This is a genomic window from Colwellia sp. SU-HH01172 (assembly GCF_057553355.1).
In genome coordinates, this window is record NZ_BAAJMB010000009.1 from 203,935 (window position 1) to 223,554 (window position 19,620).

The 19,620-nt window shown below is 40.0% G+C and carries 13 protein-coding genes; 4 read left to right on the plus strand and 9 right to left on the minus strand.

From position 1 onward, the window contains the following. Window positions 1-85 precede the first annotated feature (85 nt). From fbaA to AC27JP_RS19440, 9 genes are all read right to left on the minus strand, one after another. A complete protein-coding gene (gene fbaA, locus AC27JP_RS19400; RefSeq protein WP_487117581.1) occupies window positions 86-1,150 on the minus strand; it encodes a class II fructose-bisphosphate aldolase in 1,065 nt (354 codons plus the stop codon). 9 nt (window positions 1,151-1,159) lie between these two features. Beyond that, window positions 1,160-1,777, minus strand: coding sequence for a bifunctional 4-hydroxy-2-oxoglutarate aldolase/2-dehydro-3-deoxy-phosphogluconate aldolase (gene eda, locus AC27JP_RS19405; RefSeq protein ID WP_487117582.1), 618 nt, complete (start codon window positions 1,775-1,777; stop codon window positions 1,160-1,162). Window positions 1,778-1,800: 23 nt separating this feature from the next. Beyond that, on the minus strand, window positions 1,801-2,733 hold the full coding sequence (locus tag AC27JP_RS19410; RefSeq protein WP_487117583.1) for a sugar kinase: 933 nt from the start codon (window positions 2,731-2,733) through the stop codon (window positions 1,801-1,803). Window positions 2,734-2,783: 50 nt separating this feature from the next. After that, entirely contained in the window at window positions 2,784-4,082 is a 1,299-nt protein-coding gene (locus AC27JP_RS19415; protein WP_487117584.1) for an MFS transporter, read from the minus strand. Beyond that, window positions 4,079-4,429, minus strand: coding sequence for a cupin domain-containing protein (locus tag AC27JP_RS19420; RefSeq protein ID WP_487117616.1), 351 nt, complete (start codon window positions 4,427-4,429; stop codon window positions 4,079-4,081). Before AC27JP_RS19420 ends, AC27JP_RS19415 begins: the two co-directional genes overlap by 4 nt. Before the next feature lie 17 nt (window positions 4,430-4,446). Next, window positions 4,447-6,594: a heparinase II/III domain-containing protein gene (locus AC27JP_RS19425; protein WP_487117617.1), complete on the minus strand. Its 2,148-nt coding sequence runs from the start codon at window positions 6,592-6,594 to the stop codon at window positions 4,447-4,449. Between the two features lie 76 nt (window positions 6,595-6,670). After that, complete coding sequence (locus AC27JP_RS19430; protein ID WP_487117585.1) at window positions 6,671-8,917, minus strand: chondroitinase-B domain-containing protein; 2,247 nt, start codon at window positions 8,915-8,917, stop codon at window positions 6,671-6,673. A gap of 160 nt (window positions 8,918-9,077) precedes the next feature. Continuing rightward, window positions 9,078-9,956 carry an NAD(P)-dependent oxidoreductase gene (locus AC27JP_RS19435; protein WP_487117586.1) on the minus strand — a complete coding sequence of 293 codons (879 nt, stop codon included), beginning with the start codon at window positions 9,954-9,956 and terminating at the stop codon, window positions 9,078-9,080. A 188-nt stretch (window positions 9,957-10,144) separates the two neighbouring features. Then, window positions 10,145-13,240, minus strand: coding sequence for a TonB-dependent receptor (locus tag AC27JP_RS19440; RefSeq protein ID WP_487117587.1), 3,096 nt, complete (start codon window positions 13,238-13,240; stop codon window positions 10,145-10,147). A gap of 483 nt (window positions 13,241-13,723) precedes the next feature. Here AC27JP_RS19440 and AC27JP_RS19445 point away from each other — a divergent pair, with 483 nt between their 5' ends. The 4 genes from AC27JP_RS19445 to AC27JP_RS19460 all read left to right on the plus strand — a co-directional run bounded on the left by AC27JP_RS19445 (window position 13,724) and on the right by AC27JP_RS19460 (window position 19,291). Beyond that, window positions 13,724-15,109, plus strand: a complete 1,386-nt coding sequence (locus AC27JP_RS19445; RefSeq protein WP_487117588.1) for a polysaccharide lyase family 7 protein — start codon at window positions 13,724-13,726, stop codon at window positions 15,107-15,109. 24 nt (window positions 15,110-15,133) lie between these two features. Then, window positions 15,134-15,664: a hypothetical protein gene (locus AC27JP_RS19450; RefSeq protein ID WP_487117589.1), complete on the plus strand. Its 531-nt coding sequence runs from the start codon at window positions 15,134-15,136 to the stop codon at window positions 15,662-15,664. Window positions 15,665-15,837: 173 nt separating this feature from the next. Next, entirely contained in the window at window positions 15,838-18,096 is a 2,259-nt protein-coding gene (locus AC27JP_RS19455; RefSeq protein WP_487117590.1) for a VCBS domain-containing protein, read from the plus strand. Between the two features lie 151 nt (window positions 18,097-18,247). Beyond that, window positions 18,248-19,291 (plus strand): polysaccharide lyase family 7 protein, encoded by a 1,044-nt coding sequence (locus AC27JP_RS19460; protein ID WP_487117591.1) that lies wholly within the window; start codon window positions 18,248-18,250, stop codon window positions 19,289-19,291. Window positions 19,292-19,620 lie beyond the last annotated feature (329 nt).

The following is a 19,620-nucleotide window of genomic DNA, read 5'->3' on the forward strand; positions in this document are numbered from 1 at the left end:
GTAACTTCAAACATAATTAATAAAGCCAGTAACAAAGTCAGTAACAAAGTCATATAATTACTGGCTTATAAGCTACGCACTGATGTTAACTACTGCGGTTAATGCAATTAAGGTCAGCGAAAGTTTGCGATAAACGCGCCACCATGCCTTTTTCTGCTTCTCTTAACCATGCACGCGGGTCGTAATACTTTTTGTTGGGCTTATCGCTACCGTCTGGGTTGCCGATTTGTGATTTTAAATACGCACTGTGGCTTGCGTAATAGTTTTTCACACCTGCCCACGTTGCCCATTGTGTGTCTGTGTCGATATTCATTTTTACTACACCGTAACTTATGGCTTCTTTAATATCACCTAAGTCTGAGCCTGAGCCACCATGAAACACGAAATCTAGTGGCTGGTGTGCCAAGGTAAATTTTTTCGACACATACGCTTGTGAATGTTTTAAGATCATCGGCGTTAGTGCTACGTTTCCAGGTTTATAAACGCCATGAACGTTGCCAAACGATGCGGCAATGGTAAATTGGTGGCTAATTGCACTCAACTGCTGATAAGCATAAGCAACGTCCTCTGGCTGGGTATAAAGCGCAGAATTGTCTAAGTCACTATTATCAACACCATCTTCTTCACCGCCAGTACAACCTAGTTCAATTTCAAGTGTCATTCCTAACGGTTTCATACGCGCTAAGTATTCAGCACAAATTGCAATATTATCCGCTAGTGACTCTGCTGATAAATCAATCATGTGTGAGCTAAATAAAGGTTTACCTGTTTTCTCAAAATACGCCTCAGAGGCTGCTAGCAAACCATCAACCCAAGGAAGCAAGTTACGAGCAGCATGGTCGGTATGCAACATTACGGAAACACCGTAAAATTCTGCCATTTGATGCACATACATCGCCGCCGCAATTGCCCCTTGAATTGACGCTTGATGCTCATCAAGGCTAATACCTTTACCAACAAAAAAACTTGCTCCACCATGAGATAACTGAATAATAACTGGTGAATTAGCTTTAGCAGCTGCCTCTAAACAGGCATTAATCGAAGACGTGCTGATCACATTTACGGCTGGCAAAGCGTATTGCGCGTCTTTTGCTTTTGCAAATGCTTGTTGTACCTGTAGGCCAGTTAAAACCCCTGCACTAAGCTCCATACTAATGCCCTACTTATTGGCTGTAATGCAAGCGTCAGTAATAGCTTGCCAGTTATTATCGGCTAGCCACTCTTTTTGCACCACCCAAGTACCACCAACAGCAAATACATTATTTAGTGAAAAGTAATCCGCTTTATTTTCCGCGGTCACGCCACCCGTTGGGCAAAACTTAATATCTTGAAATATTGAGCTAATTGCCGCGAGAAATTTTGCGCCGCCCGATAAAGCCGCGGGAAATAGCTTAAGTTCCTGATAGCCAAATTCACGTGCTAGTAATATTTCACCAGTATTTGACACACCTGGTAATACCGGTACTCCGCACGTAGACAAATGCTCAAGTAACTTTTCAGAAACTGCAGGAGTAATAATAAAGTCAGCGCCTGCTGCAAGTGCTTGCTTTAAAATATCGGCGTTGGTCACAGTGCCGGCACCAACAATTAAGTCTGGAAACTCTGTTTTAATTGCACTTAACGTTGCTAACGAAGATTCGGTTCTAAGTACGACTTCTACTAGCGTTAAACCAGCTTCACGCATTGCTTTAGCAATTGCCACACCTTGAGTTGGAGAATTAGCCTGAATGATAGGCAGAAGAGTTTGGTTTCCCATTAAAGCGGAAAAGGAAGTCATGAAGTTAACCTTTTGAAAATAAATTAATTAAAGCGTGCTGAAAATGCAGTCGGATCGACAATTGCACCAGGGTGTTGAATAACAAATCCTGCAACTTGATTAGCAAATTCAACAGAGTCGGTAATAGATTTACCCGACAATCGCGCACTGATATAGCCGCCATTGAATGAGTCACCTGCCGATGTGGTATCAACCACTTTTGCTACTGGCGTAACATCAACAATTTCTTGGCCGGCAGCAGAGATACAGTAAACATTTTTGTCACCATTTTTTATCACTAACTCTTGGTAGTCGTACTGAGCAAAAAACGTAATAATTGCCTCAACGTCATCCACTGCAAATATTGCGGCAAAGTCATCAACGCCGGGCAGTAATATATCTGCGGCTTGAAAAGCTAAACGAAACTGTTTACGAGCTTCATCTTCGCTTGTCCAAAGTTTTGGACGGTAATTGAGGTCAAAAACAATGGTTATGCCAGCATCTTTTAGCTGATTTACAAAGTGCCAAAATTTATCACGGTCGTCTGGCTTTACAACGCCAAGAGAAATACCACTGAAAAAGAAAACATCGCCAGCGTTAAACTGTTGGATAGTGTCGTCATTTATAAAGTTCATTACACTTCTAGCGGCTGAGTTTTCCCGCCAATACGTGAAACTTCGCTCACCTTCGTCATCAAGCTGAATAGAATATAAGCCGGGTATTTTGTCATCTGATTGAAAAACGAAATCAGTTCCTATATTTTCTTTCTCAAAATATTGGATCATATCAAGACTAAACTCATCCTGACCTACGGCCGTAACTAAATGCACTTTCGCCTGAGAAAAAGTGCGTTTTAAGTAAACCGCCGTGTTGAAAACATCACCAGCGAACGATTGTTTCATGGTGTTAGCCAACGGACTTCTTACCGTTGTCATTAACTCAACCATACATTCGCCGAACAAGAAAATGTTCTTCATTTACATAACCTTATGTATATCATTGAAATTTTATCGATAACAATATCGAGTTACTTAACGCTTTTTAACGGTTCAATTTTCGGAATAAGTACCCATACAGCTAACATTGCAATAACCGCTAAAGAGGCACCAATAACAAACGCTGGCGTGTAATTACCGTCAGCCGTAAGAATAGGCACCAAAGCAGTTAAACCTAATGCTCCAAGCTTTGCTGCCATTCCAGAAAATCCCGATAATCGACCCACGGCTTTTTTACCGAACAAATCACTTGGTAATGTTTGCACGTTACCGATTGCAGTTTGAAAGCCAAAAAGAATAACCGCCATAATCATAACTGCGGTTGTTGGTCCACCTGGGTTTGCCATTGCCAATAATGCTGGCAACATAATTATACAACCTAAGGTGATCGTTAATTTACGTGTTTTATCGGTATTCCAGCCCGCTTTAATGCGGTTTTGTGCAAGAAGGCCACCAAACCAAGCACCAAACATAGCACCAACATAAGGTACCCAACCGTAAATACCAATCGACTTAACATCCATGGCATACACTTCATTTAGGTAAATTGGGATCCAGAAAACAAATAACCACCAAATTGGGTCAATGGCAGCAGAAGCAATAATGACGCCCCAGCTTTGCTTTCGAGAGAGTAACTCTTTCGTTGACGGGTTATATTCGTCTTCTTCACAAACGACACCAGTTTCAAGGTTTTTTTGGCCAGTTAAAATATATTCACGTTCTTCGTCTGTGATCCACGGGTGTGATTTCGGCGGCGCTTTAACTAAAATAATCCAAGGAATTAGCCATAACAGACCAACTAAACCAATGACAATAAAAACCATTTTCCAGCTGAAAAACACCGTTAAATAAGCAATCAATGGGATAGCAACAATACCGCCAATGGCGGCACCAGAATTAAAGATACCTTGAGCTAAAGCACGTTCTTTCGTTGGAAACCAATCGGCATTACTTTTAGCTGCGCCGGGCCAGTTACCCGCCTCTGACACACCTAAAATAGCGCGGAAAATACTAAAACTAAGAGCGCCTTGCGCAAAAGCATGAGCAGCTGTTGCAAGTGACCAAACACCAATGGACAGAACAAAACCGAGGCGAGTGCCTATCCAGTCAAATATTTTACCGAATATTGCCTGACCAAAAGCGTATGACAAAATGAACACAATCGAAATATTGGCATATATTTGCTTACGCTCTAACGCGGTTTCATCAGGGAATAATTCTTCAACAATATCAGGCCAAAGTACACTAAGTGCAGAGCGATCGATGTAGTTGATCACCGTAGCGAGCGCGATTAAGGCAATAACCCACCAACGTAATCCTTGCAATTTCATGATTCGTCCTCTAAAAAGTCTTCGCGTGCAGGGCTAAAAGTATCAATTAAAATTCCGCCTGTTGGGCAAGTAGCACCGTGATCAGCATGGGGAGGAATAAAACAACTATCACCCGGTTTTAAAATTTTAGTCACACCCGCTATATTGAAATGAAATTCCCCTTCAACCACATAGGTTACTTGAGAATGTCTATGTGCATGGTTATATCCTATAGCGCCTTTTTCAAACCAAATTTTTACGGCCATAAGTTCATGGTTGTATCCCAACATTTGGCGTTTTAAACCTCCACCAATGTCTTCTATTTCTGTTTCGTGAGCAAATGAAAAGTGGGCACTTTGACTCATAATTGTTCCTCGCCTTACTGCTAATTATTAATTTGAATTAAGGTAAATCGACCATCAAATTGATAATCGTTATTGTTATAGGTAAATGAAGCTTCACCGTTGTTGTTAGTATTGATAGCGAATAAGTAGCGACTACCATTGTTTACGCCTAACTCGACAATGTCGATTGTCTTATCACGCTTATAATTAAGATGCGCTACTGCTGACTGTGCCGAAAGCGTGTACTCTTTCGACGGGTTGTATTCGCCGTGTGGCTCTAACACGCTAACGAATGTATGCTTTTTAACACCTTGTTTTCGATAAATAAAAGCGGATTCATTACGTAAATTAAAATTAGGATCGTTAGCACCAATACGGGTAAATAATACTTGTGTTTGGCCATCCACAATTGATGTTTGACTGTAAAAACGGCCATTATCATTTAACCAAGTCACTTGCGCTAAACCTTGCTCAGGTGTCGACTTTGCCATTAACCAAAGATGCTGGTAGCCGCTCGAATTGCCTAACGCTGACAACTGTTTGGTAAAAGCGCTACGTTCAAAATTACTTTCAATTAACTGTCCTTGATAGTGCAACGGTAAATCATATTGATGTGAGTTTTCACTTGCTACTGAGAATACATCAAATACCAAAGGCTTGTCCGTATTTGGTAAGGTCACCAATGCCATGGTTCTTAATAATTCAACATCACTATAAGCTGTTGATATTTTGGCTGATGACACCGAGCCTTGCGCGTTAGTGTCGAAAAATAGCAATTCTGGATGGTGTTTGTTACCGACTTTAGTATTGGCATTAAAGTGGCTTTTCTCGTCAACAACCACAGTGTTATGCGCAATCGTTTGCTTTGCGTAAGATTTATTTTCCGGTAAGTAACGCCCGCCATATTTGGCTTCCACATTCAAAAAGCGAGCAGCACCATAGTCTGAAACAATTTCTTCACCATTATCAAAAAACTGCCATGCTAACTTGTCAAAATGTCCATGGCCTAAGCCTTGAGCCGCAGGTTTAAACACTAACGCTTGCTCACCTTGAGCTTGTTGTCGCATCACAACAAGTGCACCGTCTTTACCTGTTGCGCCGTCACCAAAAGCAACTGACGGGTACTGGTATGGCGTAGCTAAGCCAGCATCTAACGCCTGTGCAACTTTAAGGCCGTCACCCGTTAAAATAATGGTTTGCTGTTTGTTGGCAATATCTAACAAGCCAGAATCTTGTGTTAAGCCATAGGCCACGGTAATTCCGTGCACTAGCTCAATGGTGTCGATTCCCTTTGATTTAATCGCATCATTAATGCCAAAAAACAATCCGTTATAGCTTAACTCAACCGTTGTTTTAATTGCCTTAACAATAATGTTATCGCGATATTGGAATATTTTTCGTTCCGGCTCGTTGGTTTCAATCGCTTTTGCAAAGGTAACAAATGGCATTAATGCATAACGTTGATAATATGGCCCTTCGTTGTAATAACCTTGAGGCGAAAATAATTCATCTAACTGGCGTAAAAAGCCACCTTCACCCGACTTATTTAAATCATAAAGTGCTTTTTTAACCCACTCAGGCTCATTTAATACGTACCCTGCCATGCCAACACCTGCAGTCGCCCACGTACCATGGTTATGTACTTTATTGAAAGTTGTTGGTTGCCCTTCCGATAAAAATATCGCAACTGGCCTTAGCAAGTTTTCTTCAATTTCATGTTTTTGTACATCAGTTAAGGCATCAAAAACTAAGTCATATGCCTGAATAGTATGCACCAGCCAAACCGCTTCATTAAGGCTTTGCCAAAAGAATTTACCTGGGTTTTGTGACTTTGTTTTATGCTTTGGGTGTAAGCCAATAGTTGGGTATAGCTTTGCGTATTCAAGTAACATGTTACGTACAAAGTTTGCGTACTTTTTGTCCTGGCTTAACTGGTAAATAAGACCAGTGCTGTACATCAGCTGGTAATTTTTTTTATGACGTTCGTGAGTGTACCCACCACCACCATCGGCAGGTACAGGTACGTCTATTTCAAGTAGCATTTGCTTATCAATACGACTTTTTAATTGCTGATAAGCCTTGGCATAGCTGCCAGTGCCCTGTGCGGCAGCTTGCATTTTAGCTATGTCTTGGTGACTAACCACTAAATTAGGGCTTTGTCGGGTCTGTGCTTGTACTGAAAAATGCATGAATAGCAGCACAAATATACTATGAATAGTGATAAGTTTTTTAAGAAAGGTTTTACTCGCTAATAACATGAATAACCTACCTAATCGCTGCATTATTGTTGATAACATTATTTTCAAGTGTTGCGGTGTGTTCACCTCTAACACGCAACTCAACAACCGATGGCGCTTTATTGAGTGTATTATCAGTAATCGATGTTTTTGGCTCGCCAACGGTATGTTCAACTATCATTGGCGCACTTTTTTTCACTGTATTGTTATTAATATTAGTTACTTGCACACCATGCAATAAAACACTAGCTGCCGACTTGTTGCGCTTGCCTAAGCCTAAATCGTTAACCTTGTTGTGAGTCATTAAAAGGTGTGGACCAAAAGTGCTTTCGTCTGATCCTCCGCGATACAATTTAACCAAAGCACCATCAACCTGTGAAAATTCATTATTGGTTAATGTGACGTATTCAGCGTTATAAATTCCTAAGTCTTCAATTTCTTTATCAAGGCGTAAAATATCGCCAGTAATATTTGAGAATACATTGTTTTTAAGGGTAATTTCATTTGCAAATGCGCCTTTACCTGATTCAAAAACATGGAAAGAGTGATTAATATTTAAGTTTTCAATAATCGAATTTTCAATAACAAGGCGGTAGTTAGCACTCATGCCCCATTTTTTGGTTCTTACCAAAGTGTTGCCTGAATAGTCAGGACTGTTTTTACCGCTAATACGTAAACCATTAAGCGTTAAACTGCCACCGTCAACAATTTCAAAAAATGTACCTCGTTCAAAACTTAAACTGGTTTGCTGACTGTTTTTTGATGAAATTGTAATTGTTTTATCAATAATGATGACTTTTCGTGCATCATATTGGCCATTTTCCAACATCAAAACATCACCGCTTTCTGCTGCTTTTACTGCATCAAATAAGGCATCTTCTTGTGCTTTAACTTGTGTTGTTTTACCACTAGCAAAGGGTGTTTCCGCAACTGGCTTAGGGTACCAACTAGGGCCTGTTTGTTCTTTCTTAATTGGCGATAATGAATCGCTCACTCCTAAGGTAGCGTTGGTTGGATACAACAAACCATTATCAGCTCGCTTTAGGGTAATTTCCTGCTGCTTAATGCCTTGGCTCAACACCACCAGTGGCTTAGTATTAGCAATATTATTTGAAAACTTAACGCCTGTTATGTCATCAAATAGGGTAAAAGGTTGTTGCTGGTTTTCATTGAAAATAAGGTTGTTTTTTACCGCTGAATTAATTGGAACAGCTGAACGCTCAGCGTCGCTGCCTGCAGCTAATTGAATATTGTCAACATTAATCAAGGTGTTACCAGAAATAAGCGCATTGTCGACTTGGTGGTAACGATTAATTGGCGAGTTTGGCACACCGTTCATCACGGTTAAACCACTACCAAATCGGTAGCCTGTTAAGCCTTCTAAATAATTATTACGAACGGTTTGGTTTTTATTAATAACTCGAATACCGCCGGTATGGTCAACGCCATTACCAAAGAAGATGTTGTCTTCAATAACATTGCCATTACCGTGGCGCAGCGTTAACGTACCTCGCGATTCGAAGAAAACGTTACCGCGTAATTGATTTTTACCTGATTTAACCGAAACAATTTCAACTTCACCATTACATTGGTCAAAGTAGTTATTTTCAACAACGGTGAATGAGTCACTTAACGAGTGATGACTTGTGCCAATACGCAGCGTTTCACCACCGTTTGAGCCAAAAATTGGGCGCGGGCCAAAGTAATTATGATCAATACGGTGATGATTCTGTTGGCTGTTTTGACTATTTAAACGTACAGCTAAGGTAACACCTTTATTGCGTTTTCCTGCTAAATAGTTGTGGTCAAAGCGGTTATATTGACCATATAAACCTACCCAATAGTCACCTTCTCGCTTATCAGGGTTTGAGTAGTCTTCAATCACGGTTTCAGTAACGCGAGAATGGTATGCAAATTCATTTTTGTTGCGACGAAAAGAAATAACTTCGCTACTTGGCGTATAGCCATTTTTAAACATTAAGCCTGAAACAACTAAGTGCTTACCCGCCAAACGCAGGTTAGATTGACCAGATAAAATCACCTGCCCTTTAGTTTCTGCCGTTAATGTGATCGGTGCTTTTTTTGTACCTTGGCCGGTAAACAAAATTTCAAAATTTTGCCAGGTGCCGTTTGCTAATTTAATTGTATCGCCGGCGTTAAGCTGTTTAACTCTCTTTTTAAATGCTTTAGGCGTGTCAACTAAATACTCTTTAGCGTAAAGATCCGTGGCAATTACCAAGGTAAAAAACATAACGACTAATTGTTTTATTTGCATACCGTAAACCATTTTATTCTCATTATTTTAATTTAAAAAATTAAGGCTTTCACAACTCCATGTAAGAGAAAGCCCTAATTGCATGCACTTCAAGCGCAGTAGTTAACTTTTAAATCAGCGAGCGGCTATAAAAGTTAACTTGTGTACTTACCTTGGCAAATTATTTTTCCAATTTAAGAAAATAATCAAATATTTCAGGTACATTGCCACTACCCATGCCAGCATCAAATGCCGCTTGTAAGTTAGCAGACGAGCCTTCAGCAATTTTCGATTGTGTACCTAAGTCTTCCACCATTTGTATAAAGTAACCTAAGTCTTTATTTGCATTTGCGATTGAGAAGCCAAGATCACTCACACCGTCAACGGCATAGTTTTTACAAAATTGCATAAATGGTGAGTTAGATGGGCCTGTCGACATAATGTCAAATAATTGCTGGCGATCAACGCCAGCACGGTCAGCTACAGCAAAGGCTTGCGACATTGCACAAACGGTTGTCATTCCCATGAAGTTATTAACAAGCTTGGTTGTATGGCCGGCACCTAATGCGCCTAAATGAAATACATTTTCGCCTTGTTCTTCTAATACCGCTTTAACTTTATTAAAGGTATCAATATCGCCAGCAGCCATAATGTTAAGCAAACCGTCTTTTGCGTGAGCAGGAGTTCGACCCAATGGTGCGTCGATCATGCCAGCACCTTTGGCCGCTAAATCAGCACCTATTTTTTTCGTTGAAGCTGGGATAGATGTGCCAAAGTCAACTAATACTGAACCTTCCTTAATACCTGCTAAAATTCCGTCTTCTGCATAAACTAAACTTTCAACCACGTTCGATGTAGTTAAACATAGCATGACAATATCATTATTTGCTGCTAACTCTTTTGCTGAAGTGGTTGTTTCTGCGCCACGTGCTACACATACTGAAACTGCATCTTTGTTAAGATCCATTACCGTTACTTGGTAACCTCGCTTTTGCAAGTTTTCGACCATGTTGCCGCCCATAAGGCCAAGTCCGATAAAACCAATCGTTGGTTTTGACATAAATTACTCCTAAAAATATTAGCTAGTGCTTATCTGATGTTGCATAACAATGAGCTATTTACATACTTCACTGTTATTTCATATCGCTGTTAAATATTTGAAATCTATCTAAACTTGGTAATTTAAAAGACTTCATGGTTTACTTTTATTGTCAGTAACTTTTGCTACTGACAAAAATTCATTGCTTGTTAGAATTTCGCTTTAATACCAAACTCCCATTTCGTGCCTGAACGTGAATAATCTGCAATAGTGGTGTCGTTACCACGGGTATAAACTTGTGGCTCGTTAGTTAGGTTAAGGCCTTTAACAAAAACACTGACATTTGAATTAACCTTGTATTTAGCCGACATATTTAAATAAAGCGCATCTTGAACATAACGATGTGAGCGGTCTGGAAATGGTAAGCTGTTCGGCTGTAAATATTTAGAGCGGTACTTCCACAGCAAACGTACTGAACTTTTATCGCCTTCCCAATATACTGACGCTGAGGCCACATTTCTTGAAAAGCCAAATAAGTTAGCATTGGCAACAATGCCTGGGCTCGCAGGTTCATCGGTTACGAAGTTAGAATCCGCATAGTTCCAAGCTACTTTTGCACCTAAACCATTGAACGGCTCAGGTAATTCAACAAAGTGCTTTTGTGCGGTGATTTCAACACCCTTAATAATTGAATTATCATTAGAGGTTTGTTTAACCAAGTGGCTAACGTCGGCATATGTGGTGTCTACACCATCTAGATTAACAGTAATATCACGCTGCTCAGTAAGCGTTTCATAGCCACCTGTGAACGACTTATGATAAAGCGCCAAGGTAACCGCGGCGTCTTCAGATGGGTAATACTCGAAAGATAAATCATAGTTATCTGCTGTGTATGGCGCTAAATGATTACCGTTTGCTTCACCACCGCGAATAACTTCTGAATAATCAGTATTGGTTGCAGGGTCGCATATGGTGTCATCTTCATTTTCACAAGTTTCGTAACTTACACCTGCTGACATGGCATTTAATTGAAAGCGCGACATTGAACGATAGGCTGCCGTTCGTACATAAAATTCGTCGGTAACATGAAAGGTTAAGTTTAAGCTAGGTAATACTTCCGTATAGTCAGATTCTAGGTAAACACGCTCAATTTCACCTGTAGGGTTAATTTCGGCGCTATATGTTCCGGTTTCTTCGTCGGTAGTAATATAAACTTTATCACCCCAACCTTTAGATTCTGTTTCTGTTTTTACAACACGTACACCAACATTACCGTAAACAGGAATGCCCGCAACTTCGGTGTCAATGTTAGCCATCACGTAAGCTGCAGTAATGGTTTCGGTTACGTCTCGGTCTCCACCATCACGACCGTCTTCACGCTCACCAATGTCATAGAAACCTGTACCCGATGCCCCAGGCAACTGACCCAAAACTTGCCCAATAAAACACTTGTGATCGTAAGTTGCGTAACGTGTAGCGTCGCCACCACTGCCAGGCTCTTCAGTAAATTGAACGTTATTTGAATGACCATTTTGACAGTTATCAATAATGCCATTAATTAAATCAGAATTGGCACCTGGGTTTAACTCATCCCAGTTATTATCTTCGTTATCACTGGAACCATTGCGTTGTGATCCATCAGCAATCACTAAAGAAACGTCATTGGTAACATAATCAAGCAAATGTTCTTTTGAATAACGAACTCCCGCTTTAATACTTGAAAAGTAATCGTTATCTAATTGATATTCGCCATTAAAATTAATAGCCAAAATATCATCGTTACGTTCTTCATGCGTGCGGCGATACTCTACATAGGCATGGTCGTCATTAACAAAATTTTGCATATCACTGGCGTCAAATGCTTGCCAAGAAGAAAAACCTTCATCGCCTGGGCCTAAGCGATTATCATCCAACCACGTTAACGTTGGTACATTACGGCCGCGAAAGTCGAGTGCATAATTGTAACGTTCCGTTGAGCGAAATTTAGTACGATGGCGCAAACGATAGCGGTATGACTCTGAATAAGATAAATCAATATCAAGTGATAAGTCATCAGTTACATCATATTCAATTTCAATACCGCCACCACGATATTCATCAAGCTGACTTCTGTGCTCACCTTGCAAAGTAGGACGTGCTTCACCGGTTGCGTAAAGTAACGTATGATCATCAGAAATAATATGGTCAGCTAAGTCATCGCGACGCGAGTCTAGCGCTAATTCCATACGCTTTTCGGTGTATTCTAAATCTGAATATTCATAATCGAAGTTAACTTCTAAATCATCTCTCGGTACCCACTGGAAGGTAAACACAGCACCGGTTCGAATATCTTCATCTTCACCCGTTCGCCAATACGCATCATTAGGTACGTAAAAAATGCTGCTTTGGTCAAAGTCGGCTAAATCGGTATCTATACCTAGTTCGGGTTCACGGCCTACTCGACCCGCACTAACACCCTGCTGCCCCGTAGCACAATTACTACCGCCAATTAAGTTTGAGCCGTCTGCCGCTCGTAAAGCACATACAGCCATTTGAGAACTGCCACCGTAATTTTCTTCCGGGTTTGCAGAATCAGAATGCGTAATACCGAAGGTAAAACCAAAGTCGCCTAAATCATCACTTTCCCACTGCTGAACAGTTGAAACAACAAACTTATTACCCCAAGGCGAAACATCGCCATCAACATCATCATAATATGAATTGTAAATACCTGTTGCTTCTACAGTCGTTTGGGCTTTACCGTAATCAACCGCTCTTAACGAGTTAACATCAATAGTGCCTGACGTACCACCTTCTACTAAATCGGCTTGTTGTGATTTATAAATAACAACTTTATCAACGAGCTCTGAGGGGAATTTTTTAAAGTTTACCGCTCGTCCAGGCCCTGCATTGGTAATAGTGCGACCATTAAACGTTGAATAGCCCCAATATGATCCTAAACCACGAATAGATATTTCGTTCTGGCTACCTTTAAGGCGATGACCAGAAGCACCGGAAATATTTTCAATAACATCAGACAATGATAAACCTGGCAAGTCACCAAAATCAGCTGCCGCCACCGCATCAACAATCGCAGTATTGTTCTTTTTTTCATTCAATGAACGCGTCATTGTACGACGCATACTACCGCTGACTTCGATAACTTCGATGTCTGCATCAGCTGTTTTCTTTTCACTCTCTTCTTCTGCTGCGGCAGGGAATGCGAGTAAAGAAAGAATTGTTGACGCACACAAGAATTTTCTAGGGTAGCTGGCCTGCTTGCGCAAAACGCAGCTAATTTGATTTAGTTTATTGATAGTAGCCATTGATATTTCCGATTAATTATAGTTTTTTTATATTCAACGTACCTTATTCAAGCAATATAAAAAACAATTGTCAACCACTTTGGTAAAACAATAAATGTAATTATTCAAAAATAACATTACCAATAACAAACCAAAAAACTAACCAAATAGATATTACCTTAATAACAAAAATTCTCTGTAATGATGCTATATTTACCTTACGCCAAGGCTATGGCTTAAAGGCTTCGCGCTCTATTTGTAGTAAATAAACGAATAAGCAAAATGCGCTTTTAACAGTCACCGAAATTGATAACCAATAATACTTTTTGGTTGACCAACAGGTACGGCGTGGTGTAAAAACCTGTATAACACCTTAGATAAAGAGCTAACTATTGTGTAATAAACACCCGTTTTTAGCAGTAAAAATACGACCTATGATGCAGCTAAAGCGGCGTATAAAAGCAATCGTTCCATATTCTTTACCAATCAACTATTGGGAAAAACATGCAAATTAGAAAAGTTTTATTATCATGCGCGGCTTTGTTTAGCTTAGCTAGTTGCGGCGGAAGCTCGTCAAGCACAGCACCAACAATACCAAGTCAGGATGACTCCCAAGTAATAGCCCCTGTTGTTGAAGATATTTCATGCAGTGTTAACTATCCTTTAACTATTTCATCGATCGTTACCGAAAATGACAATACCAACATAGCCATGTTATTTAACGGTGTTAAATTGAATGCCTCAAATTGGCAAGCCCCAAGCTTAAACACCAATATCATTATAGAACTTGCCAACCCTGCGCTAATACAGGCGCTCGTCATTACTTGGAGTAACTTGGAGTATGTTCATTTATTCAAAGTATATTCTTCAAAAGATAAAGAAACTTGGCAGTTAGTAGATACACCAAGCCAAAGTAGTGAGAACAGCTTGATCCCCGATTTAATTGACCTTACAGCGTCAGGAGCTTCGACTGCGCTCTATATAAAATTAGAGCTAAGTGGCAATGAAGTGTCAGAGCCAAGTAACATTTTAGAACTAGAAGTATTTGGCTGCGAACAAGACATTACTCATAACATTGAATTAATCGACTGGTATTTAAGCGTACCTACCGACGAAGACAACAATGATAAATCAGACAGTATTAAAGAAGACGACTTAGCTGATGGTTATTTTGACGCTCGATTTTTTGCTTTATCACAAGACGGCGGCTTAACCTTTAGCACCTCAGTTTCTGGATATAAAACATCAACTAACACTAAGTATGTGCGCTCTGAATTAAGAGAAATGCTACGCCGCGGGAATACTAGCTACAAAACGCAGGGCGTGAATAAAAACAATTGGGTATTTTCTACTGCGCCACAAACAGACCTTAACAATGCCGGCGGCATAGATGGCGAACTCACCGCCGAATTAGCCGTTAATCATGTTACTAGCACAGGTGAAAGCTATCAAATAGGTCGTGTAATTATTGGCCAAATACATGCCAATGATGATGAACCCGCAAGACTTTACTATCGTAAATTACCTGGCAATGAAAATGGCGCCATTTACCTTGCTCACGAAATTCTTGGTGGTGACGACATTTATTATGAAATTATTGGAAGTCGCTCAAATAGCGCAAGTAACCCTGCAGATGGGATCCCGTTAAATGAAAAATTCACCTATGCCATTATTGTTAATGGCCATAACCTCGCCATAACCATCACCAAATCAGATGGTAGTGAGTTTACCAAAAACATTGATATGACGAACAGCGGATACGATGAAGGCGATCAGTATATGTACTTTAAAGCTGGCGTATACAACCAAAATAACTCAGGTGATCAACATGACTATGTACAAGCCACATTCTATCAAATTCACAATAGCCACACCGGTTATGAACACTAATATTAATAAAATAAGAGACTTATAATGAAATATTTCCTCGCACTACTTTTTTTAATTGGCTTTACCGCAAATGCCGCAGAAACCAACACCCATCAATTTTTTGACGATAAATTAGTGATTGAATTGCCCACACAATTAAAGCCATTAACAAAATCAGCAATGCGTAAACGCTATAGCCAACAAAGTACTCCGCCGGCATTTGCATTCAATAACAAAGACAAAAACGTCAGCTTTACGTTTACTCAGTACACAACGCCTGCGGATAAGAAAAGTATGAAAAGAGTTCATAACGCTTTATCTTCGATGCTACGCAAAGCTAATAGCGGCGCTCAATGGAAAAAAGATAAGGTTTACAATCGCCTTGACACCAGAATTGCCGTTTTTGAATACGAAACAACCGCCGTTGGTAAATACCAATACAACCTAACTTATGCGCTACCGGTTAATGGCAAACTGACTTTCATTTCCTTTGTTACTACTGAGAAAAAATACAAAAGCAAATGGCTTGAGTTTGCTCGAAAAAGTATGGACTCAATTCAATTAACAAACCCATAAACGGGGCTATTTCAGTTTATTTATTTAAGCAAAAACCTTAATAAAACTGGCTTGGTCTTATCATTAAATTAATTTCTTTAATATATTGGTTGACAAAATGGCTTTACAAATTAATATTAACAACAAACCAATTCACAGCAAAACTGTTTACCAAAAAAAGTGGAATTATAATAATGAAAAAACTAATGAATAAAACGATTGCTATATCGGCGATTGCTTTGGCAATTGCTGGTTGTGATGAAACGGATACATTACCAGACAAAACCGGTAACTCGTTTGGTCAACTTACGCTTTCTGGCGATGCAAAAGTTGGCGAGATCTTAACAACATCGGTTTCTGATGCTAATGGTGTAGACGCATCGGCGATTTCTTATAGCTGGTTAGCTGACGGTGCTGCCATTGCGGGTGAGACTTCTAGCTCACTGCTGTTAACGCAAGCGCAAGCTGGCACCAACGTTTCGGTTACCGTTTCATACACTGATAACGATGACTACATTGAAAAAATAACCTCTAACCCAACCAATGATGTATTAATTAACTTCATTGGTATGGTTGGAATTACCGGTACGGTGGAATCAGGTAAATTACTCACAGCCACAGTAGTTGATGACAATGGCTATGTTCCTGAAAATGTTACTTATGCTTGGTTGGCTGACGGCACAGCGATTACTGATGCCATTGAATCAACACTTGCACTTACCGACAATGAAATTGGTAAAACAATTACGGTAACGGCCTCGTATACTGATGATGACGATTACAGTGAAATGCTGACATCTGAAGCCACTGTAGCAGTAGCGCCTGCTTCAGAAAATACACCCGCGGCCTTCTCTGGAGATTTAACAGCGACGGTAGCAAACAATGTTACAGACGACGTAACTGGCACCATTACCGTGAACGACGCTGATGTTGATGAAAGCGCGGCTGAAGTTCAAACTGCTGTTGCAACAACATTTGGTACATTTTCAATAATGGCGAATGGTGATTGGACATATATGCTTGATACATCCAATGCAACCGTGGCTTCGCTAACCAATGAAAACGACACCGTTGTTGATACCATTGCAGTTAGCTCTGTTGATGGCACTATGGCTGAGCTTGTTGTTACGATTACCGGTGCGGCGGCTGTTGCCCCAACCAAAGTTGCAAAAATTACTGATAATATGACAGACGATGCCGGCGAATTACGCTATAAATTATCGTCTAGTGATATTATTCCAGCAGGTAAGTTAACCGTTTCATTCTTAAAAGAAGACGGTATTGCCAAAGATGCTTACATTGGCTTATACGGTTCATCTACCAGTACTAGTGACGCACTGATTGATTTACGCATTCAAAGTACCGGTTACGTAATTCGCGATAATACCGGTGTTGATATCACGATTCCGTTCACTGCGGATAAATGGACAGACGTCGAGATGACTTGGGATGCTACTAGCGCTTCTGCAACAGTTGCTCCACTGTTAACACTAACTATTGACGGCACAAGTGTAACCACCGAGCCGTTTTCTTCGGTGTCTGGTGCATTAAGTGATGTTATGTCAGGTGTTCAAACGGTAATCTTCAAACTAGGCGATAACAGTTCAGTTATTGGTGATCCCGCTTACAATATTGATAACTTCAAGCTTTACTCAGATATAGCCGGCACCACAGTGGCATTTGAAGATGACTTCGAAAGTTACGCAGAAGGTGTTTCGTTAGATACCGACAACCCTGATTCGCCGTATAATTCAAGTACAGCAGAAACCGTTGTTGCAATCATTGATGGCAGTGCTCCGGAGCAAGGTAACCCTGATAACCAAACAGCTAAAATCACTGATAACATGACAGACGATGCAGGCGAGTTACGTTACAAATTGTCTTCAAGCGATATTATACCGGCAGGCAAGTTAATGGTTTCTTTCTTAAAGGAAGATACCATTGCCAAAGATGCTTACATTGGCTTATACGGTTCATCTACCAGTACAAGTGATGCACTGATTGATTTACGCATTCAAAGTACAGGCTACGTTATTCGCGATAATACCGGCGTAGATATTACTATTCCGTTTACTGCAGACAAGTGGACAAACGTTGAAATGACCTGGGATGCAAGCAGTGCTTCAACAACCGTTGCGCCGCTACTTACCTTAACAATTGACGGTATAAGCGTAACAACTGACCCATTTGCTTCAGTGTCGGGCGCGCTAAGTGATGTGATGTCTGGCGTGCAAACCGTTATATTTAAATTAGGTGATAACGGCTCGGTAATTGGCGCCCCTGCATACCACATAGATGATTTCAAATTATACTCAGATATTGACGGTACTACCGTGGCATTTGAAGATGATTTTGAAGGTTACGCAGAAGGTGTATCGTTAGATACCGACAATGCTGACTCACCATACAATTCAAGCACGGCAGAAACTGTAGTTGCAAAGAAAGCAAAATAGCTAAACACGTTAAAAACTAAATAAAATAGCGCTTATATTAGCGCTATTTTTTCTTAAGCTGTAAATATAGTTACATGCTTCACCGCCTTATTTGTTATCAATATTAATCACATGCCTTATTGGCATTAAAAAAAACAACAGGAATGCTTTTATGTTTAAAGCTTTATCGACAACTTCACTTATTTTAATAATGGCTGGCTGTGCTAGCACCTCTGATACACCTGCAGGAAAGTTTGATTTAACTCAATGGAAAATTACGGTTCCGCTAGATCAAGACAATAACGGTAAAGCTGACGATATTGACACCAAAGCGTTGCAAAACTATCAGCATAGTGACTTTTTCTATGTCGATAAAAATGGTGGCTTAGTTTTTACCTCTCCTAACAAGGCCGTTACTACCCAAACATCATCAAATACACGTAGTGAACTAAGGCAAATGAACAGAGGTTTAGACACCTCGATAGGCACCAAGTCTTACGGTAACAACTTCGCCATTGCTGCTCACCCAGATGCTAATTACTTTAGTCAAATTGGCGGAAAGCTAGAAGCAACATTGAAAGTAAATCATGTTGCTAAAAATGCCAAATACCCGAAAAAACCCGCCTACTCTGTTGTTGTAGGGCAAATACATGCAGGCAAAGACAAAGCACTCATCGCAGAAGGTAACAACTTTGGTTACGGTAATGAGCCCATTAAAATTTATTACAAAAAGTGGCCAGAGCATAACACAGGCTCTGTATTTTGGACTTATGAGCGAAACCTCGCTAAAGATGATCCAAACAGAACTGACATTGCCTACCCTGTGTGGGGTAATACTTGGGAAAACTCTGAAGACCCAAAATCAACAGGCATCGCATTAGGTGAAGAATTTAGTTACACCATTAATGTTTATAACAACATTATGCACTTAACCTTTACGCAAGCGAATAAAGCTCAAGTGAACTATAAAATTGATCTTTCAAATAATATTGACGCATATGGCAATATTGATGAAAAAGACAATGTTGCAGGATATGCAGGTGACTGGCATTATTTTAAAGCGGGCGCTTACAACCAATGTTCAACAAAGAACGCCTCAGGCATGTGGTATGCGGCATGTGCAGGTACTGGTGATTGGGCAATCGATAAAGCCAATGGCGACTATGTTAGTGTTACTTTTTCAGCGTTAACCTTAAGCCAAGCGAATAAGCAATAATATGCTCACTTAAATCACAAAAATATTAATTGTTGCCTTTATTGGCAACAATCTTGGTAATACCAAAACATAGAAAACACACTTTTAATAAAGAACTCTTGCGTAACATCAACCAACACAACGGAAGCGCAACAGAAATGGATATAAAAAGCGGACACCTTAAATGTGATCAACGAACAAAAACTTAAGCTCCTGATAGAAGTCATACCAATCAAGTAAATAAAAACCACAAATTGGTATGATAAAATGTTGAATATCAATACATGATATGCAATCATAAAATTAATATAGTTATATTGAAAATAAGTGATAAAAAACATTATAAATAT